The organism is Paraflavitalea speifideaquila (genome assembly GCF_032395985.1).
GTDB classification, from domain to species: domain Bacteria; phylum Bacteroidota; class Bacteroidia; order Chitinophagales; family Chitinophagaceae; genus Paraflavitalea; species Paraflavitalea speifideaquila.
The window spans coordinates 5,959,380-5,982,202 of the sequence record NZ_CP135920.1 but is presented as its reverse complement, the minus strand read 5'-3'; the positions used below and the strand labels follow the sequence as shown (position 1 = coordinate 5,982,202).

The following is a 22,823-nucleotide window of genomic DNA, read 5'->3' as shown; positions in this document are numbered from 1 at the left end:
CATGAAAAATCTATGTTTATTGTTCCTGGCTGTTTGGTTAACTGCCTGTAATCAAAGTTCTACAACTATGCAAACGTATCAGTGGCCCAAGGATATTAAGACGCCTGGCGTTGGGAAAGAACCCAAGGAGTTCAAAGCACATGGCGATACCCGTATCGATGATTATTATTGGCTTAATCAGCGTGATAATAGCAAGGTAATAGACTACCTGAAAGCAGAAAATACTTACCTGGATACGATGATGGCTGGCACCAAGGCATTGCAGGATAAACTGTTTGCCGAAATGAAAGGTCGTATCAAGGAAAAAGATGAATCCCTGCCATTCAAGAACAATGGCTATTGGTACTATTCCCGTTTTGAAGAGGGAAAACAATATCCCATCTTTTGCCGCAAGAAAGAAACACTGGAAGCGCCGGAAGAGGTCATGTTGGACCAGAACAAAATGGCCGAAGGATTCAAGTATTATTCCATTGGCGGAAGGTCGGTGAGTGATAACAATGAATTACTGGCTTATACAGTGGATTCTGTAAGCCGCCGCTTATATGGCCTGCGGTTCAAGAACCTGAAAACAGGAGAGATCTATCCTGAAAATATTCCCAATGTAGAAGGAGGCAGCCTTGCCTGGGCAGCCGATAACAAAACCTTCTTTTACATTAAGAAAGACGTTACTACTTTATTAGGCTACCAGGTATGGCGCCACGTATTGGGTACCGATGCCAGGCAGGATGTACTGGTTTATGAAGAGAAAGACAATCGTTTTTACATAGGTATTTTCCGCAGCAAATCAAAAAAGTATGTAGGTATCGTGTCTGATATGAACCAGGTATCAACAGAATACCGGCTGCTGGAAGCCGCTAACCCAACAGGCAACTTCAGTATTTTTCTGCCAAGGCAGAATAACCTGCAATACAGCATTGAGCATTTTAACGATAAGTTCTATGTGCTTACCGATTGGGATGCTCCCAATTTCAGGTTGATGGAAACGCCCGAAGGGAAAACAGCAAAGGAGAACTGGAAAGAAGTGATACCACACCGTAAAGATGTATTTGTATCCAGCCTCACTGTTTTCAAGAACCACCTGGTATTGAGCGAAGTGAAAGATGCCCTGAACCAACTGCGGGTGATTAATCAAACCGACAAGAAGGACTACTACATAACATTCGATGAAGCCGTATATACTTCTTTTGTAAATGTTAATCCCGACTACAATACCAATGTGCTCCGTTTCTCTTATACTTCTATGACCACGCCCAGTTCCATTTATGATTACAATATGGATACCCAGCAGCGTGAATTGAAGAAACAAACGGAAGTATTGGGCGGTTATAAGAAAGACCTGTACACTTCCGAGCGTGTATGGGCCACTGCCCGTGATGGTGCGAAAGTTCCCATATCGCTGGTATACAAGAAAGGCGTGAAGAAAGATGGCAGCAATCCCTTGTTGCTGTATGCCTATGGGTCTTATGGCTCCAGCATGTCTCCTGGTTTTAATGGCAATGTGATCAGCTTGCTGGACAGAGGTTTTGTATATGCCATTGCGCATGTACGTGGTGGACAAGAAATGGGCCGCCAGTGGTATGATGACGGGCACCTGTTTAAAAAGAAGAATACGTTTTATGATTTTATTGATGCAGGGGAGTTCCTCATCAGCGAAAAGTATACTACCAAAGAACACCTGTATGCCAATGGCGGCAGCGCGGGTGGTTTGCTCATGGGTGCTATCACCAATCTGCGCCCCGATCTGTGGCATGGAGTAGTAGCTGATGTGCCTTTTGTGGATGTGATCACTACCATGTCTGATCCATCCATTCCTCTTACTACTGGTGAGTATGAAGAGTGGGGTAATCCAGCCGATAGCGCTGAATACTTCTATATGAAGTCTTACTCTCCTTATGATAATGTAGAAAAGAAAGCCTATCCCAACCTGCTGGTTACCACTGGTCTGCACGATTCTCAGGTGCAGTATTTTGAACCTGCCAAATGGGTAGCCAAATTGCGGGAGTTGAAAACCGATAGTAATGTGGTGCTTTTCAAGATCAATATGGAAGCTGGCCATGGAGGCGCTTCAGGCCGTTTTGATTACCTGAAAGATGTGGCTTTGCGCTATGCCTTCTACCTGGCGCTGGAAGGGAAAACGGAATAGGGCGCTGAATGATTGAAAAGTTGATAGGTTGATAAGAGCCGGGTTTAAAGACCAGGGGGAATAGAAATTGAGGAAGTTTGTCTGATAATCAGTCTTTTATCAACTTATTAACTTGTCAACTAATCCACCTATTTATCGTACCTTTGCGCCCTGAAATTCAGATTTAAAATATGATATCGGTAAATAACGTAACACTCTCTTTTGGCAAGCGGGTTTTGTTTGATGAGGTAAACCTTTCTTTTAATAAGGGTAACTGCTATGGAGTTATTGGTGCCAATGGTGCCGGTAAGTCTACCTTCCTCAAAATATTATCTGGCGAAATTGAGCCTAATAAAGGCACAGTCGACATCACACCCGGCGAACGGATGGCGGTGTTGAATCAAAACCATTTTGCGTTTGATGAATCCACCGTATTGAATACGGTGATGATGGGGCATACCAAGTTGTGGAAGGTGCTGCAGGAGCGCGATGCGATCTATACCAAAGAGGATTTTACCGAAGCTGATGGTTTGCGTGCCGGTGAGCTGGAGGGTGAGTTTGGAGAAATGGGCGGCTATACCGCCGAAAGCGATGCGGCAACCCTCTTAAGTGAGCTGGGTGTAGAAGAAGAAGTGCACCAAACCCTGATGAAAGATATCAGTGGTGCCTTGAAGGTAAGGGTACTGTTAGCACAGGCATTGTTTGGTAATCCCGATGTACTGATCCTCGATGAGCCTACCAACAACCTGGATGTGATTACTATTTCCTGGTTAGAGAATTTCCTGGCCAGCTATGAGAATATTGTGATCGTAGTATCCCACGACCGTCACTTCCTCGATTCTGTATGTACACACGTAGCCGATGTGGATCGTCAAAAGATCAAGATCTATACCGGTAACTATACTTTCTGGTACGAGAGCAGCCAGCTGGCAGCCCGCCAGGCAGGCGATAAGAATAAGAAGATGGAAGAAAAACGCAAGGACCTTATGGAGTTCATTGCGCGTTTCAGTGCCAACGCTTCCAAATCCAAGCAGGCCACTTCCCGTAAGAAAGCCCTGGAGAAATTGGTTATTGAAGATATTACCCCTTCCAACCGTAAGTATCCTGGCATCATCTTCAAGCAACTGCGTGAAGTAGGTAACCAGATATTGAATGTAGAAAAGCTTTCAAAGTCTTTCGATGGCCGGGCATTGTTTTCCAATGCCAGCTTCACCCTCAATAAGGGCGATAAGGTGGCCATTGTGGCCGATGACCAGATGGCGGTAACCGCTTTCTTTGAGATCATCAACGGTAACCAACAGGCAGATAACGGTAAGTTTGAATGGGGTACCACCGTATCCAAAGCCTACTTGCCTAATGATAACTCCGAATTCTTTACCGGTAGTCTCAACCTGATGGACTGGTTGCGCCAATATGTTCCACCCCATGTTACGGATGTGGATGAACCCTTCCTGCGTGGCTTTTTGGGCAAGATGCTATTCAGTGGCGATGAGATCATGAAGAAAACGAGTGTACTGAGCGGAGGTGAAAAAGTACGTTGTATGATCAGCCGCATGATGTTGCAGGACCCCAATGTGGTGATCCTTGATGAGCCTACCAACCACCTTGACCTGGAGTCTATTCAGGCTTTCAACGAAAGCATGGAAAACTTCAAAGGTATTGTGTTGATCACTTCTCATGACCATACCTTCCTGCAAACGGTGGCCAACCGCATTATCGAATTGACCCCCACAGGTGTTATCGATAAGCTGATGAGCTTTGATGAGTACCTGGAAGAAAAGCAGGCCAGGAAGCTGAATGTGGCGTAAGATTATAAGAAGCTACTTATACAAGATACAGGCGGGACAATGTTCCCGCCTTTTTATTTGCCTAAACGTAGGTTGGCGCCCAACTGTAACCCCAGGGCAAAACTGCCTATATTCAACTGGCAATAACCGGTGACCCTTCGGATGGTTAGGTGAAAGGTGTTGGCCACATAGTTGGAATTATAGCTTTCCGGCTTGGCGTACTTATCAAATCCCTTCAGTCTCCGGGGATTGAAAACCGCTGCAATCTTGTAGCCAATAAAGCCACCAGTAATAGGCACTAAAATATCTGAATGGATGGCCAGGGTCAGGAACTGCCGGTTACGGTCGATCAGGTTGGCGGCCGTATCCGGCAATTGTTGCCGGAAATCCAGGTATTTCCCAAACTCATTGTTCCAGGAAATCTCTGTGCCTATTGCCCTCCATTCACCGCCATTGTAAAAGGTATCACTACGTTAATGCCTCCCATAGCTCCCCAGGAGCCAAAGAATTTCCCGCCCTGCCGGGCATTGATCAGCGAATCGTTCATGTTGTCATTGCGATACTGGTCTCTGTCGTTGGTAACGGAAGTTACTTTATACCTGCCCAGGGCGCCACTTACCCCATACCAGGCCTGGAAATGGCCCAGGTTGTGGCTTCTGTATACCGAGCCCAGGAAAGCCGTAAAACCATCCCGATGATCATCATTTGCACCGCCTGTGGTAATACTGCCGCTGGCAAAGGTGGCTGATGCGATATGCTCGCCTTTGGTGGGAATGGTTTTGTAAGCATTCGTATTGGTATGCATCGGATGCTGAAAATAAGCGTAGCGGGTACAACTGCTGAGGATAACAATAACTAAAAAGCAGGTAATAAAGAGTTGTTTCATGCGATGATGGAAAGGTTGTGAAGAAGACATCCGGTCAAACCTATACGTTGCATAGAGCAGGTTGCCGGTATATTACGACGATAAAAGCCCTGTTGAGGCAATAAAATCCTAATTTTAAACGCTATAAATAAGGCTACTGCTGTTGATGCTTAAAAACATGAAAATCAGAGGGCTTTATATAGGTTGCCTTTCTGGAAGCCCAATTGCCCTCCACTTGCAGAAAGGAATTCTGTTAACCGAAATTGCAGTTTGTTGATCTGGAGGATCCTGATACTTGCTTTATTGAGTCTATCCATACTGCAGCCGGCTTTTGCCCAGGCTCCGCGGACAGAGAAATCTTTGTCCAACCTCCGGGAAAAGACGATCCTTGCCAACCAAACCGTGGTTCAGCTAGATACCCTTAGCATCGTTCCCAAAACGGTGTTCATACTGGGGGCGCCGGATAGCCTCTATACCATCGATTTTGTGAATGGGTTACTTACCTGGAAATCCAGGCCTGCCCTGGATACCCTGGTGGTCTATTACCGCGTTTTCCCCGCCCGGCTCAATGCGGTGATGAACAGGATGAAGTATGACAGCATCATGAACAATTTCATCGGCCAGCCTTTTGCGCCCAATTATGCCGGCATATCCCCATCCGAAGGGTTCTTCAACTTTGGCAATATCAATTACAATGGTAGTTTCGGCAGGGCCATTTCCTTTGGCAACAGCCAGGATGCCGTGGTTACTTCCAACCTCAACCTGCAGCTGAATGGGTACCTGGCCGATAGTATAGAGATCGTTGCTGCCATTACCGACAACAATATCCCCATTCAGCCAGATGGTACCACCCAGGAGCTCAATGAATTTGACCGCATCTTCCTCCAGTTCAAAAGAAGAACTGGGCATTGAGTCTAGGTGATATTGATATCCGTCAACAACAAAGCTATTTCCTCAGCTTTTATAAACGCCTGCAGGGTATTTCATTTGAAACTACCACCGCCATTACCCCTTCCATCAGCAATAACCTACTGGTAAGCGGCTCCATAGCTAAGGGGAAATTCACCCGCAATGTGTTTAATGGCCAGGAAGGTAACCAGGGGCCCTACCGCTTGCAGGGCGCCAACAATGAATTCTTCTTTGTAGTGCTGGCCAATACAGAACGGGTATATATTGATGGAGAATTACTGCAGCGGGGCGAAGACCAGGATTATGTGATCAATTATAACACTGCCGAAATTGCCTTTACGCCCAAAAGAATGATCACCAAAGACCGGCGTATCCAGGTAGAGTTTGAATATGCCGACAGAAATTACCTCAACTCCAATATCTACCTGGCCGATGAAGTAAAGCTGGGTGAAAAGGCAAAACTACGCATCGGCTTTTTCAATAATGCAGATGCCAAAAGTTCACCCATCAATCAATCGCTGGACGCCCAACAGAAGAAATTTTTGAATGCTATTGGCGATAGTGTATCCAGGGCCTTTTATCCTACTGCCAGCCTCGATACTTTTGCGGCCGGTAAAATACTGTACAAGAAAATAGATACTACTTATACCGGAGCCCCTGCCCGCGATTCGATCTTTGTATACAGTACCAATCCCGATAGCGCCCGTTACAGCCTTTCTTTTATTGATGTAGGTGTGGGGAATGGTAATTATATCCCTGACCTCAATGGCGCCAACGGAAAAGTATACCGCTGGGTAGCGCCCATAGATGGAAAATTACAGGGACAGTATGAACCAGCCGTTCTACTGGTAACACCTAAAAACAGCAGCTGATAAGCATTGGAGTGGATTACAATATCACCAGGAATATGGTCCTCAATACCGAAGTGGCCATGAGTAATTATGATATCAATACTTTCTCAACCAAGGATAAAGGCAACGATAAAGGATATGCCGGCAAAGTGCTATTGAAAAATACCACCCCGTTTAAATCGTCCAAAGTAGGATTACAATTGGTTACCGAAGGTGGATTTGAATATGTAGAGGCAAAGTTTAAGCCACTGGAGAGATTAAGGAATGTGGAGTTTACCCGCGATTGGGGATTGCCATTTCAGGTAACACCCGAAAATGAAGCCATAGCCACGGGAGGAGCACAACTGCTGGATGCCAAGGGTAATTCGGTCAAGTATCAGTTTACGCGTTATACCCGGGGTAGCATTTTTACAGGTATCCGCAATACCATTAGCCATTATCAGATCATTAAGGGCTGGAAACTGAACAATGTGTTCATGTATTCCAATGTAAACAGTGTTACAGATAAAGGGTATTTTTACGCCCTACTATTGATATCTCCCGCCAGTTTCCTGGCTTGAAGAATTATACGTTGGGATTGAATTATTCCATAGAGCACAATAAGATCCAAAATAAGATCTCTGATACCGTATTACCCCAAAGCTTTTCCTTTGAGAACTTCCAGGCCTCCATTAAATCAGATCTTGCCAAACCCAATCACTGGGGTGTGATCTATTTTACCCGTACCAATGCCTATCCATTGGGTAAAGTCCTGGCTACTTCCGATCGAAGCCATAACATAAATGTCTTTGCTGAACTGCTTAAGAATGAAAGGCACCAGTTTCGCTTTAATAGCACGTATCGCACCCTCACCATCCTCAATGACAAGGTAACCTCTCAAAAGGCCGATAACAGCCTGTTGGGAAGGGCCGAATACCTCGTGAATGAATGGGGAGGCATGCTTACCGGCAATGTATTGTATGAGGTAGGAGCGGGGCAGGAACAAAAGCGTGATTACGCTTACCTGGAAGTACCAGCGGGTCAAGGTGAATATACCTGGATCGATTATAACAACGATGGCATTCAGCAACTCAATGAATTTGAGGTGGCTTTGTTCCAGGACCAGGCCAAGTACATTCGCATATTTACCCCTACCAATCAATTTGTGAAGGCCAATTACAATACCTTCAATTATACCCTGGGTTTGAATCCCCGGTCGATCATTAATATGTCTACCGCCAGGGGATTCGCTAAGCTATTGGCCAATGTGAACCTGCAATCATCTTTACAGCTCAATAAAAAGAAATTGCCCGGGGCATTGTGCAATTCAATCCTTTCAAAGCTCCTTTAAATGATACCTCGCTGATCACCCTCAATTCTATTTTCGTCAATACCTTTTCTTTTAACCGGTTCAGTCCTAAATGGGGGTTTGACCTCAACAATTCGCGCAATAGCAGTAAATCCTTGCTTACTTATGGATATGAAAGCCGTAAGCTGGAAGAGTGGAACCTACGCGGGCGATGGAATATTACCCGGATGTTCATGCTGGAATTGAGTGGTAAAACCGGCGTTAACCAGCTCAATACCTCTAACCCCAAATTCGACAACCGTAATTTTAAGATCGACCAATATGCGGTAGAGCCCAGGTTGACCTTTACCAGGGGAGCCAATTTCCGGGCCATGGTAGGATATAAATTCACTGATAAGAAAACCAATCCGGCAGCAAAGAAAAGTCGGCCTCCAATGCTCTTAGTTCCGAAATAAAGTACAATATCCTGCAAAGCACTTCTATCCTGGGGCGCTTTACCTATAACAATATTTCTTATAGTTCACTCGCCCCCAATCCCAATACCAATTCACCGGCTGCCTATATCCTGTTGGATGGTTTATTGCCAGGTAAGAACTTTCTTTGGAACCTGGATCTTACCAAGCGCCTGTCGAATAACCTCGAAATAAATATCCAGTATGAAGGGCGTAAACCGGGTACTTCAAGGGTAGTACATGTGGGGAGAGCGGCCATCAGGGCCTTGTTATAGGGGCATAAAAAACCGTCCCGGTATAGCCGGAACGGTCTTCCATATTGTTAAATATCCTATAGAGAATTATCCGAAGATGCCACCTTTTTTTCAGTTCACGTACGCCTTCTCCGATCTTGAAACCATTGTGGTAAACTTCAATTTTGTAGTTACCTTTCTTGAAACCACTGTTTTGTTTCCAGGGATATTCTACGTGTGTTTTCTTGCCAGTTTCAATGTTTACAGGCATTTTGAAAGTGTAGAACTTGTCGCCTTCTTCACGGGTAGTGAAGGTACCGGAACCCAGTGCTTCAACAGTTACTGGCTTTCCTTCGGGATCAGTTACTGCTACATATACATCTGTAGCGCCTGCATCTGCAATACGATTGTCAACATCGAAAGAGATAACCAGCTTGTCTACTCTTTTTGCAGTAGTAGTAACCTTTTCTTTACCGCTGCTTCTTACATCAATCGGTGTGATAGCAATGTTGGAAGCATTGAGGGTAATGGCTACATCTACTTTCTTTCCAGGGCTTGCTTGGCAGTATTGGTAGTTGCCAGGTCAGTAGAAAGTTTTTCTTTGTCGGCTGTTAACTGAGTTTTTCAGTAGTCAGCACTTGATTTTCCTGTGTTAAGCGGGCTACTTCCTGCTCCAGGTTATTGATCTTAGAATTCAGCTCGGCAATTTGACCGGCCAATTCTTTTTCTCCCTTTCGTTAAGCCTGTCTTTTTCAGCTTGGCAGCGATCTGGTTCTTCAGTTTAGAGATCTCGCTGTTGCGTTCGCTTAATTTACCTTCCAGTTCATTGTTATAACCGGTCAGTGAATCCAGGCGGATAACGGCTGCATCAAAAGTTTTTTGCAATTCATTCTTGGAAGAATCTACTGCCACATATTGTGTTTGCAGATTAGTGATTTGTTGGTCAGATTTGTTTTTGTCCCACAGGAAATAACCCCATGTACCCAAAATACCAACGGCCAGTAAGCCGATGATCAGGTTTTTGGAATCTTTCTTAGGAGGCTGATTTTGGGGACTAGCTGATGGATAATTGGTTGTGCTCATAATTAATATGTGTTTTCAAAAGTTTAAAATTTGGGTGCTAACCCTTTTGTTAGGCTTCGATAGTGGGTTGGTCCAAAACCATGCCAGAAATTCCCGGGAGGGGGCTGGATGGCGGGTTGGAAAACGCTGAAATGTAGTATAGTATTGTGTTATAGCTGTGTATATTTCATCTCCAAACAAGGTTTTTTTAGCGTAATATTGCACCAATTTTAAATAGTCGAAGCCCACATGTCTGCTGAAAAATACTATCCGATTGGAAAAAGAAGCAATATAAACCGATCTATTGGCTGGAGGGAGAAGAAGATTATTTCATTGATAAGGTAGTTAATTATGCGGAACACCATATCCTGAATGAAGCAGAGGCGGGCTTTAACCTTACCGTTTTTATGGCAAAGATGCCAGTTGGCCCGATATCATCAATGCCTGCCGCCGCTATCCCATGTTTTCCGATAAGCAAGTTGTACTACTCAAAGAGGCGCAGCAAATGCGGGATATTGATAAGCTGGAACCTTATATCGAGAACCCCTTAAGTCCACCATCTTTGTAGTATCCTATAAGGAAAAAAGGTGGATGGGCGTAGTAAACTGGCCAAAACCCTTAAAGAGAAAGGGGAGATGCTTACTACCAAAAAGATGTATGATAACCAGTTGCCCGACTGGACCAATGAGCTGGTACAATCCAAAGGTTATACCATGTCGCAGAAAGCATTATTGCTGTTGGTAGATCATATTGGCAATGACCTTAGCCGGATCAATAATGAGATTGATAAAATGCTGGTGAACCTGGGTAGCCGGAAGAATATAACAGAAGATGATATTGAAAAATATGTAGGTATTAGTAAGGAGTACAATCCATTTGAATTACAAAGCGCGATTGCTGCCCGGGATCTTTCCAGGGCCATGCGCATCATCCAATACTTTGAGGCCAACCCTAAAGCCGCGCCCATCCAATTGGTTTTACCGGCTTTGTACAACCTTTTCAGTAAAACCTATATGGTCTTTGGTCAAAGCGCCAAAGATGAAAAGACCATAGCCCTGAATATCGGTGTCAATGCCTGGTTTGTGAAGGACTACCTGCTTACCGCCAAGAATTATGGATATGAGGGCACCGAAAGCGCTTTATTATTATTACACCATTACAACCTCAAAAGCATCGGTGTAAATGATGCGGGTACCTCTGATGCCTCCTTGCTTAAAGAAATGGTAGCAAAGATGATGGCATAGCCGGTTGAGTATACAGTTGCACTACAAGTATGCTATAGCTCAGATTCGAAAAAGCGGAGTGAATCTACTTTGTCCTTTGCCAATTGTTCCTTCAGGGCCTCAAGACCATCGAACTTGAGTTCCGGGCGTAAGTATTTTTAACGTATACCCTAAGCGTACGGCCATAAATGTCCTGATTAAAATCAAACAGGTTCACCTCTATGGTGCGCCTGTTATCCGTAATCGTAGGCCGTATGCCAATGCTCATCATACCTTTGAGAGGTGAGTGGACATTTACTGTACCACTTGCTTCCGCCTCCTGGCTGTTCCCTTCTGTCTTCTGTATTCTAATTTCCGCTTCCACTACATAAATGCCATTGCCAGGCACCAGTTTTTCGTCCTGTTCCATGCGCAGGTTAGCTGTAGGATAGCCCAATACCCGGCCCAGTTGATTGCCTGCTACTACTGTGCCCTCGAAAAAGAAATCATAGCCCAGTAAAGTATTGGCCTGCTCAATCCGGCTATCCAGGATGGCTTGCCTGATACGCGTAGAACTTACGGTATTTTCATCGATCACATGTGGCGAGATCTCCATCAGCTTAAATTCCGACCGCTCACTATAGGCTTCCAGGAGCTTATAATTACCGGTGCGGCCCTGCCCAAAGCGATGGTCGTACCCAATGATGATGGTATGCGGGTGGAATTTTTCTATCAGGAAGTGCTCAATGTATGCTTCCGGGCTTTGTTGGGCGAAACTGGCTGTAAATGGAACGATCACCAGGTGATCGATACCACATTTTTCCAGTAACTCAATCCTTTCCTCAATTGTATTAAGCAGTTGAAAAGCGGGTTGCGTTTCCGATACTACCTTTCGCGGATGCGGGTGGAACGTTATAATTACCGTTTCTCCATCTATCCGGCGGGCTTCTTCCTTTAATTGCTCCAGTATTTGCCAATGCCCCAGGTGTACCCCGTCGAACGTACCGATTGTAAGCACTGCCCGCTTAAAGGGGGTATAGATTCTGTTGAATGATAAACTTTCATAAATGCCGTGCGAAAATACTTTGAAAGTCCGAAAGTCCAATAGTCCGTAAGTCCGAAAGACGGTAAGTCACGACATCCGGGCCTGTATTTGCAGCTTTCGGACTTCCGGACTTCCCGGCTTTTCTGACTTCCCGGACTTTTCGGACTTGGCGGCTTTCCAACTTCCCGACTTCTTTCTTAGTTTTGCGCCATGAGTTTATATTCACAGCGGGGCGTTTCTGCTCAGAAAGAAGAGGTGCACAGGGCTACCGAAAAACTAGATAAAGGCTTGTATCCCTATGCTTTTGTAAAATTTACCCTGATTACCTGACTGGCGATACCAATTTTGTAAACCTGATGCATGCCGACGGGGCGGGCACCAAGAGCATCCTGGCCTACCTGTACTGGAAGGAAACTGGCGATATCAGCGTATGGAAGGGCATTGCCCAGGATGCCATAGTGATGAACCTGGACGACCTGCTTTGCGTAGGTATTCACGATAACCTGCTTTTCTCCTCTACCATCGACCGCAATAAATCACGCGTACCCGGTGAAGTGCTGGAAGTGATCATCAATGGTACACAGGAATGCTTTGATGAGCTGAAGCAATACGGTGTGAATATTCATTTTTGGGCGGCGAAACTGCCGATGTAGGCGATGTAGTGCGCACCATTGCCGTCAATGGCACCATGGCAGCCCGCTGGCCCCGGCAACAACTGGTGACCAATGAAAAATACAAGCAGGCGATGTGATCGTAGGATTTGCCAGCTATGGACAAGCTGTTTATGAATCTACTTACAACAGCGGTATTGGCAGCAATGGCCTTACCAGCGCCCGGCATGATGTACTAAGTAAGTTCTATGCTCAGCAATTTAAAGAATCATACGAAAACTCCCTGAGCGATGAGGTGGTTTATATCGGACCCCATAAAATGACTGATGCGCTAAAGGATGCTGGTTACGACCTGGGAACTGACTCGAAACTCGCAGCTCAAAGCGCGCAGCTTACTATCGGTCAACTGCTGTTAAGTCCCACCCGTACCTATGCCCCTTTATTAAAAACGTTGTTCAATACCCAATTTGAAGCCATTCATGGCTTGATCCATTGCAGTGGTGGCGGGCAAACCAAATGCATGAAATACCTGCCAGGTAATTTCCGCATTGTAAAGGACAACCTGTTTGAGCCGCCGGTGATCTTCAAGATCATTCAACAAGCATCTGGCAGCGATCTGCGCGAAATGTACCAGGTATTCAATATGGGCCACCGCCTGGAAATATTTACTTCGAAGCCGCTGCTGCCGGCATGATCGAGGCGGCTACAGCATTGGGCATTGAAGCAAAGATCGTAGGCAGGGTAGAAGCCAGTGACAAAAAGAACTGGTACTCAAAACCGGCGGAGAAGAAATCGTATACTAGATTTAAATACCGACTGGCAGCTACTTATTACCTGGTGAACATTAATCAGGTAGTAAGTAACTGCCAGTTGCTTTTTTAATGACCATAGGGCAGATAGTAATTTGTTGAGGTGGTTATACGCCGTTGGTAGACCTGTGCGCCTGACAATCGTTTTTGGGAGTACCTTAAATTGACGAGGGGCAGGTGGAAACCTGCCCCGTAGTTAACGAAGGTTAACTTGCGTATAGAAAAACGTAATACTTATTGTTGGTAATAAAAATACTGGTCGCATGGATTCAAGGGCTGTGCCATTTTCTTATCTATTGAAAACCAATTGTTAACAATGCGATGGCCATTCCTGGAATGATCGGTTTTGATACAGTTTGTGCGCATTATCGGACACGTTGTTTTACTCATGGAAAGTTGAGGCTGGCCATTGAATAGTTTCAGTGATTTATTTCACTTTTTTCGATCTTGAAAGTAGCTTTATAATAATAACGGCCTGCGGACACCTTTCGCGTTCCAAATAGGGAGGCCTCTTTTGAGCGATCCTTTCTACTTCCGCTTTCATCAATCGCTCAATTTTTTTCCTTACCCAGGTAAGTTGCGGCGGCTTTGTTTTTACGAGGGTAAGCAATGATCACAATTTCCTGCAGGTTGCCCTGCGCGGCAGCCGGTGCTTCTGAATAGATTTCATAATCCTTCAATTTACCTTGCTCATCCAGTGCAAAAGAATACCAGATAGCGCCTTCGCCGTCATTATCTATCATCTCTGCCGGATAGCGGAAATTCTTATTAAAGAACCGCATCAGGGTAATCATTACGGTGTCGTCCGATTGGTAATTTAATAGCGCCCGCTGCTTCAGGTATAGCTGATGTGCTTCATTCATGGTTTTTTGGCGTAAGGCCATTAACTCTAATTCTTTTTCCCTTTTCAATTGTTCTATAAACGTTGCCTGTTGTTCTTCAAGCAATAGCGCTTTTTTTTTTCATATATTATACGTTGTTTGGCGTCGAGGGCTTGCTTCTCTTCTGCGTTTTTTTGCAGTTTGTAGAGTATCAATTCTTCCGGTGAAGTTTGTTGCTGTTGCTGCATTGTTTTCAATTCTGCCAATTCCTTCTTAATAAGCGTACTGATCTTTTGATCTTCCTTTATTTCCTTTTTCTGCAGCATTTCTTCCAATACCTCTTGCCGGATATGATTTTTTCATCTTTGAATTTATACTTCAGCTGCACATATCTTTCTTTTGTTGCAATACCAATTCTTTTTCATTTCCAACAATTTTTGTTGGATAACATTATCATTTTGTGCATCACCCTTGATCGCTTTTTCCTGCAGCAATTTTTCCAGCACCAGTTTTTGTTGCCGGATTGATTCCACCTTCATCGCCTCTTCTGACTTTTCTTTAGCAGGAACGGTATCGGTGTAATAAAGATCCTGCTGCGGGCTGGTATAAATATCCTTTTGCTGTGAAACGTACTTATCTGCTTGTTGCCTGGTGTTACTGCCTTGCTGATTGGTAGCCTGAGCTTCCTTTTGCTGACCAGCATATAAAGTCACAGAAAAGAACAGTACCAATGAAACAGGTAATACCATTACCCGGCTCCAGTAACCATACTTGGATTGATTGAGTCGAGTGATCATGGCAATACGTCTTTTGAGTTGGTTTTGAAAAAAATGTTGCGCAAGTGATTGTTGACGGCTAGCCATCACCTGCTGTACCAATAGTTCGGCATATTGGTATTTGTTGCTGCCAGATGCAGCATATTGGTCGGCCAGGAACTCATGAATGGCTTTCAGTTCTTTTTAATGAGGTAGAAAAAGGGGTTCATCCAGCCGATCATAGCGATCAACTCTGCCAGCAAAATATCAACGGAATGTCGTTGCTGCACATGGAACAGCTCATGGCGGAAGACCTGCTGTCCCTGCTCACTATTAAAATTTAATTGATCATTCCAGAAGATCGAGCGGAGAAAGGAAAAAGGTGTGCCCGGTTCCTGGGTTTGGTAGAATTTTAATTTTTCTACTACTTCAAAGGATAACGCCGGGATAGCTGGCGGATATACCTTAAACTACGCAATAGGGCCACCAGAAAAACAGGATACCTGCACCATACATCAGCTTAATAAGATTGGGTAAGCTGATCAAGGCGTTTACCTGTTGCTCCTCACTTAGCATGGCCGGCACTTCCTGCAGGGTCACCACCCGGGCTGTGTGATATACAACTTGATGGAGGGTATTACTTTCCGCCTCTAAAACGGGGATCCTGATCAATGGCAATATCACTGAAAGTACCAGGCTACCCATCAGGTAAAACCGGTTGTAATGGTGAAAGCGCTTGTTGCGCAGGAACAGGTGATAGTATCCAAACATTACTCCAGAGCAAAGCACTACTTTGCCCAGATAGGATAAAATGATCATGATGGGTTATTTTGGGCTTTCTTAATTTGGTCGAGCAGGCTCTGCAAATCTTCCTGGCTGAGCTTGTTGTCATGTACAAACTGCGAAACCAGCTTGGCTGGCGAGCCTTCAAAATAACCCTTCACCAGCTGGTTAACACTCTTTTTGCCATAATCTGTTTTACTGACCCTTGGTTTATACAGGTTATTGCGTCCTTGCACCTCATACTCTACAAATTCTTTGTCAATCAATATCTTAAGAATAGTGGCCACCGTATTGGAGTGTGGCTTCGGCTCCGGAATATGCTCCATAATCTCTTTTAGAAACCCCTGCCCCAGGTCCCATACTACCAGCATAACCTGTTCTTCGGCTTTAGTGAGCGGTTTCATAACTATGTTTTTAGTTGTACCCCAAATCTATAACTATTTTTTTAGTTACAAAATCTTTTTAGGGGTTATCCACAATGTTTTTTGCCATTATCCTGATCGCACAGGTTTTAAATAGTTACAGCGTCTATAGTAGTGTTGGCGCAGATTACAGCTTACTATCACCCCTAGGGACAATCGTTTGTGCTGACATTCAATCCGAAGTATGCCCTCCACAGCTTTGTTTTTATCCACAAAAGCTATGAGATTTCGGGATTGCGTGTTATTTTTGCAGACGGTTCTGGACGGAACGGACACATTAACAGCTCATTTGCAGTTGATTTGCAACCTGCCCTGAACTTTCTCAGTCTATATATTGTTGATACTGTACCCTGCCCCAAAAGTAATTTTTATACTTAGAAATTTGATATGAGACAGCTCAAAATTGCTACCCAGATAACTAATCGTGACTCGCAGGCAGTAGAGAAATATCTGCAGGAAATTTCAAAAATTCCGATGATTACTCCTGAAGAGGAGACTGTACTTGCCCAGCGGATCAAGATGGGGGATCAGAAAGCGTTGGATAAGTTAGTTCAGGCGAACCTTCGTTTCGTAGTTTCCGTAGCCAAGCAGTACCAGCACCAGGGCTTGTCCCTCAGTGACTTAATCAACGAGGGCAACCTCGGTTTGATCAAGGCTGCCCAGCGGTTTGACGAAACCAAGGGTTTTAAATTTATCTCCTACGCCGTATGGTGGATCCGTCAGTCAATTTTACAGGCTTTGGCCGAACAAGGCCGTCTTGTACGCCTGCCTCAAAATAAGATTGGCACTTACAACAAGGCCAATAAAGCCTATATGGCTTTTGAACAGGAGCATGAGCGCGAGCCCAGCACCGAAGAACTGGCCGAGTTGCTTGAAATGAGCGAAACCGAGATCAACAATATCTTCCAGAGCAATACCCGTCACACCTCCCTCGATGCCCCTGTGCACGAAGCCGAAGATGTGGCTATGGGCGACCTCCTGGAAGGCGGTGATGATACCGATGATGACGTGATGAAAGACTCCTTGCGTAACGAGATCCGCCGCGTACTGAAATCCCTCAGCCCACGTGAAGCAGAGATCGTAAACGCTTATTTTGGCCTCGATGGCGAAAATGGTGTTACCATTGAGCAGATCGGTCAGAAATACGATCTTACCAAAGAACGTATCCGTCAGATCAAGGAAAGGGCTATTAAGCGCTTACAGAAAGCCCGCTACAGCAATGCGCTGAAAGCCTATTTAGGATAATTTTCCAGCTTACCGGGGCACCGTTCCCAGGTAGGTACAACCATATTTAGGTTAGTATTAGTACGTTAATCAACATAAAAGCCCGGTATGGTGAAAACCAGCCGGGTTTTTGTTGCATTCCATATCTTTATAAGGTATGTTCAAGCGCCTGGGTCTGGCTATATTGCTCATGGGGATACTCGTATCCTGCGAAAAAGCCATTTCTTTCGCACCCCGTAATGCCGGGCCAATGGTGGTGGTAGAAGCCACGATCGAGAATGACCAGCCCCCATTGTAATCCTTTCCCGCAGTCTCCATTACTTCAGTAAAATATCACCCGATTCGCTGGCGGCCTCCTTTATTCGTAATGCCGAAGTGTCTATTTCCAACGGCACCCGCACACACCTCCTTAAAGAATATGCCTTGCCGGCCAATAATGGCTATATCGTTTATTACTATTCCATTGATTCGGCCAACCTGGCCACCGCCTTTAAAGGCGAATTCAATACAAGTTACTCCCTGCGGGTAAAAGTAAATGGCAAAGAATATACAGCCCAAACCACTATTCCCCGTCTTACCAAAACCATTGATTCCATTTGGTGGAAACCGGCTCCCGTCAATACCGATGCCAACAAGGTGATCCTATGGGCCGCACCACCGATCCCCTGGCTTTGGCAACTATATCCGCTACTTTACCCAGTCCAATGCCGAACCCTTTTACCCGGGCCTTAATTCGGTTTTTGATGACCAGATCGTGGATGGAAAAACCTACGATGTACAGATTGAACATGGAGTAAACAGGAATGAGTCTATTGACCTGGAAGATTATGCGTTCTTTTACCGGGGTGATGTGGTAACCGTGAAATTCTGTAATATTGACAAAGCTACTTTCGATTTCTGGCGTACCATGGAATACAATTACTCCAGCATCGGCCATCCTTTTTCTTCCCCTGTTAAAGTACTTAACAATATCAATGGAGGCGCCCTGGGCTATTTTGGCGGTTATGCCGTTCAGTATACTACCCTGGTTATACCCCGATGATAAGTTAATTAGTTGACAGATTTACAGGTTAACTGGTTGATCGGGGAAACAGTTTCCACCCTTTTCAACTTTTAAACTTGTTAACCTGTAAACTGTTATATTACACACCAGGTTATTCACAGCCTATTAAGGTCTGCTAAGCCTGGTGATTTGTTAACCCTTTACACATTATTTTTGCAAATTGTCTGTAAGAAAAATAGAATATGCAAAGCGAAAAAGTACATTGTTTAATTATAGGATCAGGTCCGGCAGGATATACAGCAGCTATATATGCAGCAAGGGCTAATATGAAACCAGTATTGTACCAGGGTATTCAGCCTGGCGGTCAATTGACCATTACCACTGAGGTGGAAAACTATCCTGGTTATGCCGATGGCGTACAAGGCCCCGAAATGATGATCCATTTCGAAAAGCAGGCTACCCGTATGGGCGCCGATATCCGGTTTGGGCTGGCTACCAAGGTTGACTTTTCCCAACAACCTTATAAAGTGTGGATCGATGAGGAGAAATTGATAGAAGCCGATGCTGTTATCATTGCAACCGGCGCTTCGGCCAAATGGCTGGGCCTGGAAAGCGAACAGCGGCTCAATGGCTTTGGGGTAAGTGCCTGTGCCGTTTGCGACGGGTTTTCTTCCGTACCAAAGAGGTGGCCATTGTAGGGGCAGGCGATACCGCTGCTGAAGAAGCACTTTATCTTTCCAAGCTGGCATCTACTGTACACATGTTTGTACGCAAGGATGCCATGCGCGCTTCCAAAGTAATGCAGGAGAGGGTATTGGCTACTCCCAATATCAAAGTATACTGGAATACCGAAACCGATGAGGTATTGGGCGAAAATAAGGTGGATTCCGTTCGCATCAGGAATATTAAGACTGGCGAAAAACAAACCATTTCCGTTCAGGGTTTCTTTGTAGCCATTGGTCACGAACCCAATTCCACCATTTTCAAAGGCATCATCGATATGGATGAAGCCGGTTACATCAAAACTATTCCCGGTACATCTAAAACCAATATTGAAGGCGTTTTTGCTGCTGGTGACGTACAGGATAAAATATATCGCCAGGCCGTAACAGCTGCCGGTAGTGGTTGTATGGCCGCCCTGGATGCCGAACGTTACCTGTCGGCTAAAGGTTTGGTCTAATGTTAATAGCAGGTCTCCGCTGCTGTATTACAATACTTTCGGTGATACCGAAAAAATAATATTACAATTCCCTAGTTCTTTCTAATTTGGCCCCGCCCCAATAAGGCGGGGACCAAATTTCTCTTATGGTTACTATTGAACTACAAAGCATCCGGTTACAGGCATATCATGGTTTTTATGAGGGCGAACAAAAAACAGGAAGCTCTTATGAAGTGAACCTGAAGATCAGTTACGATGAAGGCGCGGTTAAGTTCGACGACCTGAAGAATACCATCAATTATGTGGATGTATTTGAGATCGTAAAACAAAGGATGAAAGTTGCTACCCCATTGCTGGAAAAAGTAGCCGAAGGCATTATCCGTAAACTGAAGCACCAATACCCCTTTTCTACCGAAATTATCCTCTCTATTTATAAGTTGGAACCACCCATCGAAAATATCCAGGGAAAGCTGGGGATCACCATGCACAAGAAGTACGGGCAGTAAGCTAGATTTCTTTCTTCTTCCACCGGCCACTCCTGATATACCAATAGGATAGCGAGAACAGAGTAGTCCAGTAAAGCCATTCCGACATCCAGCCCCAGGTAATGGACCATTTGAATACTTCCAGTACCAGGTAAATATAAAGGCAGTAGAGGGTAATGGCGGCAGCCTCAATAGCCAGGTTCACCGCCGAATTGCCGGTGCCCGTTACTGCGTTCAGCCATACTGTAGAGAACGACATCAGCACCAGGGCGCTCGATACCACCCGCACTACCGGTATAGCATCTTCTACAAAAGATGCATCCTGCCCATAAACCGACAGCAGTACATGCGGAAAGAAATTCAGGAATAGCGCAATCGTCAAGGCAATACAGAAGCTGATACGTACAATTTTTTGAACCAGCGGGATCACCAGGTCCTTTCTGCCCTGGCCAATTATATTACTCACCATCGTATTGGTGGTAGCAGCAAAAGACCAGGTAAATACACCAAAAAACCAAAGAGGTTACGCATCGTATTGAGATGGCCAGGTCGCGGTTACTATGTCCTTGCGAAAAGCCATGCCGCTCTACCAGGATATAAAAGAAGATCCAGCTGATCACGCTAATGGCGTGTTGAAATATCAATGGAGAGGATTGTACCAGGATCAGTTTGGAAATATCTTTCTGGTATCCCAAATGTTTGTACAGTGAAAACCGTTTGCTGATCCCTTTACGATGGATCACTGCAAATACCACGAACATGCCTGTTGCTTCGGCAATCACTGAGGCGATAGCGGCTCCGTTGAACCCCAGTGCGGGGAAACCCAGTTTGCCATAGATCAGCGTATAATCAAAGAATATATTCGCTATTGTTTCGGCCAGCGTGCCAATTACCAGGTATTTACTTTGGTTGGTGCCTACCAGCAAGGCATTGCGCATCTGGTAGATGTATAGGAAGGGCAAACCCCAGATCCGGATATAGAGAAAGTTGACCGATTGCTTCAATACATTTTCATCGTGCAGAGAGTATTTCAGGATGGTGGGCGCTACCAAAAAAGTAAGTGCGATACCAATGATGGCAATTACCAAGGCAATACGCACCCCTTGGGAAAACAGTTTTCCAATCTCGTCCACCCGGTTTTCACCTGCCCGGCGTGCGATCAGCGCCTGCAAACCATTGTTGAGGCCAAAACCAATGGCGGCAAATATGAGGTAATATACGCCTGTGAGGCCGGCTGTGCCGAGTTCCTGCTCACCCAGGCCGCCGAGGAAGATGTTATTGGTAATGAAATTGATCTGAGGTACCAGCAATGCAAAACTGATCGGCAAGGCGATCTTCAATATCTGTTGGTTGGATACTTCTACCCGTAAATCATTCGGAATAACTGTGCCCATAACTAATAACTACTCCTCCCAAATCTCATGGTACCGTTGTAGAACCTGCAAAAATAATATATTACCGGCAAATCGACTGTTTCCTCGTACAGCTGCGGCCTTCAATTCGTCTAATTCGCATAATTCGTGTAACATTGCAGCTCTAAATAATATGCTTAAAGCCACATTCGATATTATTCCGGAAAATGCCCGGCAGGAAGAAATACAGAACAGCCTGTTACTCATGGAAGTGGGCGAAAAGGTATTTAGTTATTTGTTGTACAACAAACAGCAGCAACGCTTTATGGCTTTGCGGCAGTATAACCTTGATTTTATGCCTGGTAAACCGGTGATGGAAGCATTGCAGGAAATATTAGCGGGCGATGAGCTGTTGCAGCTTGCCTACCGCGAAGCATTTGTTATTTACCACTATACCGATAGCAACCTGCTGCCCGAAAAGTTCTTCCATATTGAACTGAATAAGCCGGTTACCGAATTGATATTTGGCAATGCCCATAAAGGATTGCTCCTGAGCGAAAAGATCCCAGGCTGGAATGTGTACAATATCTATCGTATACCCCGGGAAGCTCATACCCTGATGCAGCAAAAATTTGCTGCCGGCAAATATTGGCACTATTATACCATCATGCTTTCTGGTATTGAAAAAGAGTCTTCCGGTGAAGGTGTATTGAAATTGATCGTAGCTTCCGACAGGATCGTGGTGACTGTATTCAAGAACAATACCCTACAACTTATACAAACCTATCAGTACGATACCCCGGATGATGTATCGTATCATTTACTAACCCTTTGCAACCGGTTTGAACTGGACAATCAGCAGGTATTGCTTAAAATATCGGGCCTCCTCGATGAGCAGTCCATCCTGTACCAGGAATTATTCAAATATTTCCTGCACATGGAATGGGAAGCCATTACCGCCAGTTCGGCCCTGCATGAGGCCTTTGAAGCCTATCCTGCCCATTATTTTTCACCTTTGCTGAACATGGCCCTATGCGTATAATAAGCGGTGAATTAGGAGGACGACGCATCAATCCGCCGGCTAAAATGCCGCATACACGCCCTACGACTGATATTGCCAAAGAAGGCCTCTTCAATATTATTCAGAATAATCTCGACATAGAAGCCCTCAAAACACTGGATATCTTTGGTGGCACTGGCAGCATCAGCTATGAACTGGCTTCCCGCGGAGCTGCTGACCTTACTATCGTGGAGAAAGATACGGCCATGTATGAGTTCATTAAGAAAACTTCGCAGGACCTTAAGCTCTCAATTTCAAGGTGATCAAGATGGAAGTATTCAAATTCCTAGAGCAATGCACAGAACAATTTGATTTCATCTTTGCCGGACCGCCTTATGCCCTTGCTACCATTGACGAGCTGCCGAAAAAGATAGTAGAAAAGCAGTTGTTGAAGCCCAATGGGTGGTTTGTGCTGGAACATACACCGCGCAATAATTACGAAAACTATCCCCAGTTTGTTACCGCCCGCAATTACGGTACCACAATTTTCAGCATTTTTGTAAATAAGTAAAGAATAGCTTCG

Annotated in this window: 36 protein-coding genes and 1 pseudogene; 25 read left to right on the top strand and 12 right to left on the bottom strand. The window is 45.0% G+C overall.

Translation table 11 applies throughout. The features are described from left to right. Position 1 precedes the first annotated feature (1 nt). Together RS881_RS41065 and RS881_RS41060 are read left to right on the top strand one after the other, a co-directional pair. Complete coding sequence (locus RS881_RS41065; RefSeq protein ID WP_315816083.1) at positions 2-2,143, top strand: S9 family peptidase; 2,142 nt, start codon at positions 2-4, stop codon at positions 2,141-2,143. Positions 2,144-2,313: 170 nt separating this feature from the next. Next, complete coding sequence (locus tag RS881_RS41060) at positions 2,314-3,930, top strand: ABC-F family ATP-binding cassette domain-containing protein (protein ID WP_315816082.1); 1,617 nt, start codon at positions 2,314-2,316, stop codon at positions 3,928-3,930. 53 nt (positions 3,931-3,983) lie between these two features. Here the strand turns inward: RS881_RS41060 and RS881_RS41055 are convergent, their stop codons facing one another. Next, positions 3,984-4,283, bottom strand: a complete 300-nt coding sequence (locus RS881_RS41055; RefSeq protein WP_315816081.1) for a hypothetical protein — start codon at positions 4,281-4,283, stop codon at positions 3,984-3,986. Positions 4,284-4,339: 56 nt separating this feature from the next. Continuing rightward, positions 4,340-4,795, bottom strand: a complete 456-nt coding sequence (locus RS881_RS41050) for a hypothetical protein (RefSeq protein WP_315816080.1) — start codon at positions 4,793-4,795, stop codon at positions 4,340-4,342. Between the two features lie 252 nt (positions 4,796-5,047). Here RS881_RS41050 and RS881_RS41045 point away from each other — a divergent pair, with 252 nt between their 5' ends. The 6 genes from RS881_RS41045 to RS881_RS41020 all read left to right on the top strand — a co-directional run bounded on the left by RS881_RS41045 (position 5,048) and on the right by RS881_RS41020 (position 8,549). Further along, a complete protein-coding gene (locus tag RS881_RS41045; RefSeq protein WP_315816079.1) occupies positions 5,048-5,686 on the top strand; it encodes a hypothetical protein in 639 nt (212 codons plus the stop codon). Beyond that, a complete protein-coding gene (locus RS881_RS41040) occupies positions 5,683-6,555 on the top strand; it encodes a DUF8818 domain-containing protein (protein WP_315816078.1) in 873 nt (290 codons plus the stop codon). The genes RS881_RS41045 and RS881_RS41040 overlap by 4 nt, the downstream gene beginning before the upstream one ends. A gap of 11 nt (positions 6,556-6,566) precedes the next feature. Further along, entirely contained in the window at positions 6,567-7,094 is a 528-nt protein-coding gene (locus RS881_RS41035; RefSeq protein ID WP_315816077.1) for a hypothetical protein, read from the top strand. Then, complete coding sequence (locus RS881_RS41030) at positions 7,091-7,864, top strand: hypothetical protein (RefSeq protein WP_315816076.1); 774 nt, start codon at positions 7,091-7,093, stop codon at positions 7,862-7,864. The genes RS881_RS41035 and RS881_RS41030 overlap by 4 nt, the downstream gene beginning before the upstream one ends. Beyond that, complete coding sequence (locus tag RS881_RS41025) at positions 7,834-8,277, top strand: hypothetical protein (RefSeq protein ID WP_315816075.1); 444 nt, start codon at positions 7,834-7,836, stop codon at positions 8,275-8,277. The genes RS881_RS41030 and RS881_RS41025 overlap by 31 nt, the downstream gene beginning before the upstream one ends. A 113-nt stretch (positions 8,278-8,390) precedes the next feature. Beyond that, entirely contained in the window at positions 8,391-8,549 is a 159-nt protein-coding gene (locus tag RS881_RS41020) for a hypothetical protein (protein ID WP_315816074.1), read from the top strand. Here the strand turns inward: RS881_RS41020 and RS881_RS62675 are convergent. After that, on the bottom strand, positions 8,533-9,000 hold the full coding sequence (locus RS881_RS62675) for a DUF8428 domain-containing protein (protein WP_527250441.1): 468 nt from the start codon (positions 8,998-9,000) through the stop codon (positions 8,533-8,535). The two genes, RS881_RS41020 and RS881_RS62675, sit on opposite strands and share 17 nt — an antisense overlap. A 194-nt stretch (positions 9,001-9,194) precedes the next feature. Further along, complete coding sequence (locus tag RS881_RS41015) at positions 9,195-9,590, bottom strand: hypothetical protein (protein ID WP_315816073.1); 396 nt, start codon at positions 9,588-9,590, stop codon at positions 9,195-9,197. A gap of 439 nt (positions 9,591-10,029) precedes the next feature. Here RS881_RS41015 and RS881_RS61925 point away from each other — a divergent pair, with 439 nt between their 5' ends. Both RS881_RS61925 and holA read left to right on the top strand, forming a co-directional pair. Beyond that, a complete protein-coding gene (locus RS881_RS61925) occupies positions 10,030-10,137 on the top strand; it encodes a hypothetical protein (RefSeq protein WP_425476312.1) in 108 nt (35 codons plus the stop codon). Between the two features lie 19 nt (positions 10,138-10,156). Beyond that, positions 10,157-10,813, top strand: a complete 657-nt coding sequence (gene holA, locus RS881_RS41010) for a DNA polymerase III subunit delta (RefSeq protein WP_315816072.1) — start codon at positions 10,157-10,159, stop codon at positions 10,811-10,813. A gap of 32 nt (positions 10,814-10,845) precedes the next feature. Here holA and RS881_RS41005 read toward each other — a convergent pair. Continuing rightward, positions 10,846-11,789, bottom strand: a pseudogene (locus tag RS881_RS41005) (bifunctional riboflavin kinase/FAD synthetase). Between the two features lie 383 nt (positions 11,790-12,172). On the opposite strand from RS881_RS41005, the gene RS881_RS41000 reads away from it, so the two are divergent. Genes RS881_RS41000 through RS881_RS40985 form a run of 4 tightly spaced genes read left to right on the top strand, consistent with a single transcriptional unit; the run spans position 12,173 to position 13,309 of the window. After that, on the top strand, positions 12,173-12,469 hold the full coding sequence (locus RS881_RS41000; RefSeq protein WP_315816071.1) for an AIR synthase related protein: 297 nt from the start codon (positions 12,173-12,175) through the stop codon (positions 12,467-12,469). Beyond that, a complete protein-coding gene (locus tag RS881_RS40995; RefSeq protein WP_315816070.1) occupies positions 12,445-12,567 on the top strand; it encodes a hypothetical protein in 123 nt (40 codons plus the stop codon). Before RS881_RS41000 ends, RS881_RS40995 begins: the two co-directional genes overlap by 25 nt. Then, complete coding sequence (locus RS881_RS40990; RefSeq protein ID WP_315816069.1) at positions 12,564-13,121, top strand: AIR synthase family protein; 558 nt, start codon at positions 12,564-12,566, stop codon at positions 13,119-13,121. The genes RS881_RS40995 and RS881_RS40990 overlap by 4 nt, the downstream gene beginning before the upstream one ends. Further along, positions 13,118-13,309 (top strand): hypothetical protein, encoded by a 192-nt coding sequence (locus RS881_RS40985; RefSeq protein ID WP_315816068.1) that lies wholly within the window; start codon positions 13,118-13,120, stop codon positions 13,307-13,309. Before RS881_RS40990 ends, RS881_RS40985 begins: the two co-directional genes overlap by 4 nt. Before the next feature lie 478 nt (positions 13,310-13,787). Here the strand turns inward: RS881_RS40985 and RS881_RS40980 are convergent, their stop codons facing one another. Genes RS881_RS40980 through RS881_RS40970 form a run of 3 tightly spaced genes read right to left on the bottom strand, consistent with a single transcriptional unit; the run spans position 13,788 to position 14,854 of the window. Then, entirely contained in the window at positions 13,788-14,183 is a 396-nt protein-coding gene (locus tag RS881_RS40980; RefSeq protein ID WP_315816067.1) for a hypothetical protein, read from the bottom strand. Further along, positions 14,153-14,383, bottom strand: coding sequence for a hypothetical protein (locus RS881_RS40975; protein ID WP_315816066.1), 231 nt, complete (start codon positions 14,381-14,383; stop codon positions 14,153-14,155). The genes RS881_RS40980 and RS881_RS40975 overlap by 31 nt, the downstream gene beginning before the upstream one ends. 45 nt (positions 14,384-14,428) lie before the next feature. Beyond that, entirely contained in the window at positions 14,429-14,854 is a 426-nt protein-coding gene (locus RS881_RS40970) for a hypothetical protein (protein ID WP_315816065.1), read from the bottom strand. Positions 14,855-14,967: 113 nt separating this feature from the next. On the opposite strand from RS881_RS40970, the gene RS881_RS40965 reads away from it, so the two are divergent. Beyond that, entirely contained in the window at positions 14,968-15,156 is a 189-nt protein-coding gene (locus RS881_RS40965) for an SAM domain-containing protein (protein WP_315816064.1), read from the top strand. Between the two features lie 121 nt (positions 15,157-15,277). On the opposite strand, the gene RS881_RS40960 is transcribed toward RS881_RS40965, so the two are convergent. Next, a complete protein-coding gene (locus RS881_RS40960) occupies positions 15,278-15,631 on the bottom strand; it encodes a hypothetical protein (protein ID WP_315816063.1) in 354 nt (117 codons plus the stop codon). Beyond that, a complete protein-coding gene (locus RS881_RS40955; RefSeq protein WP_315816062.1) occupies positions 15,628-15,999 on the bottom strand; it encodes a BlaI/MecI/CopY family transcriptional regulator in 372 nt (123 codons plus the stop codon). Before RS881_RS40955 ends, RS881_RS40960 begins: the two co-directional genes overlap by 4 nt. 405 nt (positions 16,000-16,404) lie before the next feature. Here RS881_RS40955 and RS881_RS40950 point away from each other — a divergent pair, with 405 nt between their 5' ends. The 7 genes from RS881_RS40950 (at position 16,405) to RS881_RS40920 (ending at position 19,909) form a co-directional block, all read left to right on the top strand. After that, positions 16,405-17,262 carry a sigma-70 family RNA polymerase sigma factor gene (locus RS881_RS40950; RefSeq protein WP_014217201.1) on the top strand — a complete coding sequence of 286 codons (858 nt, stop codon included), beginning with the start codon at positions 16,405-16,407 and terminating at the stop codon, positions 17,260-17,262. Positions 17,263-17,398: 136 nt separating this feature from the next. Beyond that, on the top strand, positions 17,399-17,539 hold the full coding sequence (locus RS881_RS40945) for a hypothetical protein (RefSeq protein WP_315816061.1): 141 nt from the start codon (positions 17,399-17,401) through the stop codon (positions 17,537-17,539). Further along, on the top strand, positions 17,533-17,973 hold the full coding sequence (locus RS881_RS40940; RefSeq protein ID WP_350340298.1) for a DUF4249 family protein: 441 nt from the start codon (positions 17,533-17,535) through the stop codon (positions 17,971-17,973). Before RS881_RS40945 ends, RS881_RS40940 begins: the two co-directional genes overlap by 7 nt. Before the next feature lie 22 nt (positions 17,974-17,995). Beyond that, a complete protein-coding gene (locus RS881_RS40935) occupies positions 17,996-18,283 on the top strand; it encodes a DUF4249 family protein (protein ID WP_315816059.1) in 288 nt (95 codons plus the stop codon). Positions 18,284-18,486: 203 nt separating this feature from the next. After that, positions 18,487-18,942, top strand: coding sequence for an NAD(P)/FAD-dependent oxidoreductase (locus tag RS881_RS61920; RefSeq protein ID WP_315816058.1), 456 nt, complete (start codon positions 18,487-18,489; stop codon positions 18,940-18,942). Next, on the top strand, positions 18,900-19,424 hold the full coding sequence (locus RS881_RS61915) for an NAD(P)/FAD-dependent oxidoreductase (RefSeq protein ID WP_315816057.1): 525 nt from the start codon (positions 18,900-18,902) through the stop codon (positions 19,422-19,424). Before RS881_RS61920 ends, RS881_RS61915 begins: the two co-directional genes overlap by 43 nt. Before the next feature lie 125 nt (positions 19,425-19,549). Further along, positions 19,550-19,909: a dihydroneopterin aldolase gene (locus RS881_RS40920; protein ID WP_315816056.1), complete on the top strand. Its 360-nt coding sequence runs from the start codon at positions 19,550-19,552 to the stop codon at positions 19,907-19,909. A gap of 1 nt (position 19,910) precedes the next feature. Here RS881_RS40920 and RS881_RS40915 read toward each other — a convergent pair whose 3' ends face one another. After that, positions 19,911-20,357, bottom strand: coding sequence for an MATE family efflux transporter (locus RS881_RS40915; protein WP_315816055.1), 447 nt, complete (start codon positions 20,355-20,357; stop codon positions 19,911-19,913). Beyond that, positions 20,347-21,282, bottom strand: a complete 936-nt coding sequence (locus tag RS881_RS40910) for an MATE family efflux transporter (protein WP_315816054.1) — start codon at positions 21,280-21,282, stop codon at positions 20,347-20,349. Before RS881_RS40910 ends, RS881_RS40915 begins: the two co-directional genes overlap by 11 nt. Before the next feature lie 151 nt (positions 21,283-21,433). On the opposite strand from RS881_RS40910, the gene RS881_RS40905 reads away from it, so the two are divergent. The 3 genes from RS881_RS40905 to RS881_RS40895 are packed head-to-tail and all read left to right on the top strand — an operon-like array spanning position 21,434 to position 22,811. Further along, entirely contained in the window at positions 21,434-22,282 is an 849-nt protein-coding gene (locus RS881_RS40905) for a DUF3822 family protein (protein WP_315816053.1), read from the top strand. Then, positions 22,273-22,563, top strand: coding sequence for an RsmD family RNA methyltransferase (locus RS881_RS40900; protein ID WP_315816052.1), 291 nt, complete (start codon positions 22,273-22,275; stop codon positions 22,561-22,563). The genes RS881_RS40905 and RS881_RS40900 overlap by 10 nt, the downstream gene beginning before the upstream one ends. 5 nt (positions 22,564-22,568) lie before the next feature. Next, the gene (locus RS881_RS40895) at positions 22,569-22,811 is read left to right on the top strand and encodes an RsmD family RNA methyltransferase (protein WP_315824764.1); all 243 of its coding nucleotides are present in this window, start codon (positions 22,569-22,571) and stop codon (positions 22,809-22,811) included. The last annotated feature ends 12 nt before the right edge of the window (positions 22,812-22,823 follow it).

What these genes read in the sequence shown, in the direction of transcription:
- RS881_RS40970 (WP_315816065.1), bottom strand. Translation starts at nt 14,854, where the DNA reads ATGATCACTCGACTCAATCAATCCAAGTATGGTTACTGGAGCCGGGTA.
- RS881_RS61925 (WP_425476312.1), top strand. Translation starts at nt 10,030, where the DNA reads ATGTTTTCCGATAAGCAAGTTGTACTACTCAAAGAGGCGCAGCAAATG.
- RS881_RS41065 (WP_315816083.1), top strand. Translation starts at nt 2, where the DNA reads ATGAAAAATCTATGTTTATTGTTCCTGGCTGTTTGGTTAACTGCCTGT.
- RS881_RS40915 (WP_315816055.1), bottom strand. Translation starts at nt 20,357, where the DNA reads ATGGTGAGTAATATAATTGGCCAGGGCAGAAAGGACCTGGTGATCCCG.
- RS881_RS41050 (WP_315816080.1), bottom strand. Translation starts at nt 4,795, where the DNA reads ATGAAACAACTCTTTATTACCTGCTTTTTAGTTATTGTTATCCTCAGC.
- RS881_RS40905 (WP_315816053.1), top strand. Translation starts at nt 21,434, where the DNA reads ATGCTTAAAGCCACATTCGATATTATTCCGGAAAATGCCCGGCAGGAA.
- RS881_RS40895 (WP_315824764.1), top strand. Translation starts at nt 22,569, where the DNA reads ATGGAAGTATTCAAATTCCTAGAGCAATGCACAGAACAATTTGATTTC.
- RS881_RS40910 (WP_315816054.1), bottom strand. Translation starts at nt 21,282, where the DNA reads ATGGGCACAGTTATTCCGAATGATTTACGGGTAGAAGTATCCAACCAA.
- RS881_RS40950 (WP_014217201.1), top strand. Translation starts at nt 16,405, where the DNA reads ATGAGACAGCTCAAAATTGCTACCCAGATAACTAATCGTGACTCGCAG.
- RS881_RS40975 (WP_315816066.1), bottom strand. Translation starts at nt 14,383, where the DNA reads ATGCTGCAGAAAAAGGAAATAAAGGAAGATCAAAAGATCAGTACGCTT.
- RS881_RS40965 (WP_315816064.1), top strand. Translation starts at nt 14,968, where the DNA reads ATGCAGCATATTGGTCGGCCAGGAACTCATGAATGGCTTTCAGTTCTT.
- RS881_RS40985 (WP_315816068.1), top strand. Translation starts at nt 13,118, where the DNA reads ATGATCGAGGCGGCTACAGCATTGGGCATTGAAGCAAAGATCGTAGGC.
- RS881_RS61920 (WP_315816058.1), top strand. Translation starts at nt 18,487, where the DNA reads ATGCAAAGCGAAAAAGTACATTGTTTAATTATAGGATCAGGTCCGGCA.
- RS881_RS40945 (WP_315816061.1), top strand. Translation starts at nt 17,399, where the DNA reads ATGTTCAAGCGCCTGGGTCTGGCTATATTGCTCATGGGGATACTCGTA.
- RS881_RS41060 (WP_315816082.1), top strand. Translation starts at nt 2,314, where the DNA reads ATGATATCGGTAAATAACGTAACACTCTCTTTTGGCAAGCGGGTTTTG.
- RS881_RS40960 (WP_315816063.1), bottom strand. Translation starts at nt 15,631, where the DNA reads ATGATCATTTTATCCTATCTGGGCAAAGTAGTGCTTTGCTCTGGAGTA.
- RS881_RS40900 (WP_315816052.1), top strand. Translation starts at nt 22,273, where the DNA reads ATGCGTATAATAAGCGGTGAATTAGGAGGACGACGCATCAATCCGCCG.
- RS881_RS40955 (WP_315816062.1), bottom strand. Translation starts at nt 15,999, where the DNA reads ATGAAACCGCTCACTAAAGCCGAAGAACAGGTTATGCTGGTAGTATGG.
- RS881_RS40920 (WP_315816056.1), top strand. Translation starts at nt 19,550, where the DNA reads ATGGTTACTATTGAACTACAAAGCATCCGGTTACAGGCATATCATGGT.
- RS881_RS41000 (WP_315816071.1), top strand. Translation starts at nt 12,173, where the DNA reads ATGCATGCCGACGGGGCGGGCACCAAGAGCATCCTGGCCTACCTGTAC.
- RS881_RS41015 (WP_315816073.1), bottom strand. Translation starts at nt 9,590, where the DNA reads ATGAGCACAACCAATTATCCATCAGCTAGTCCCCAAAATCAGCCTCCT.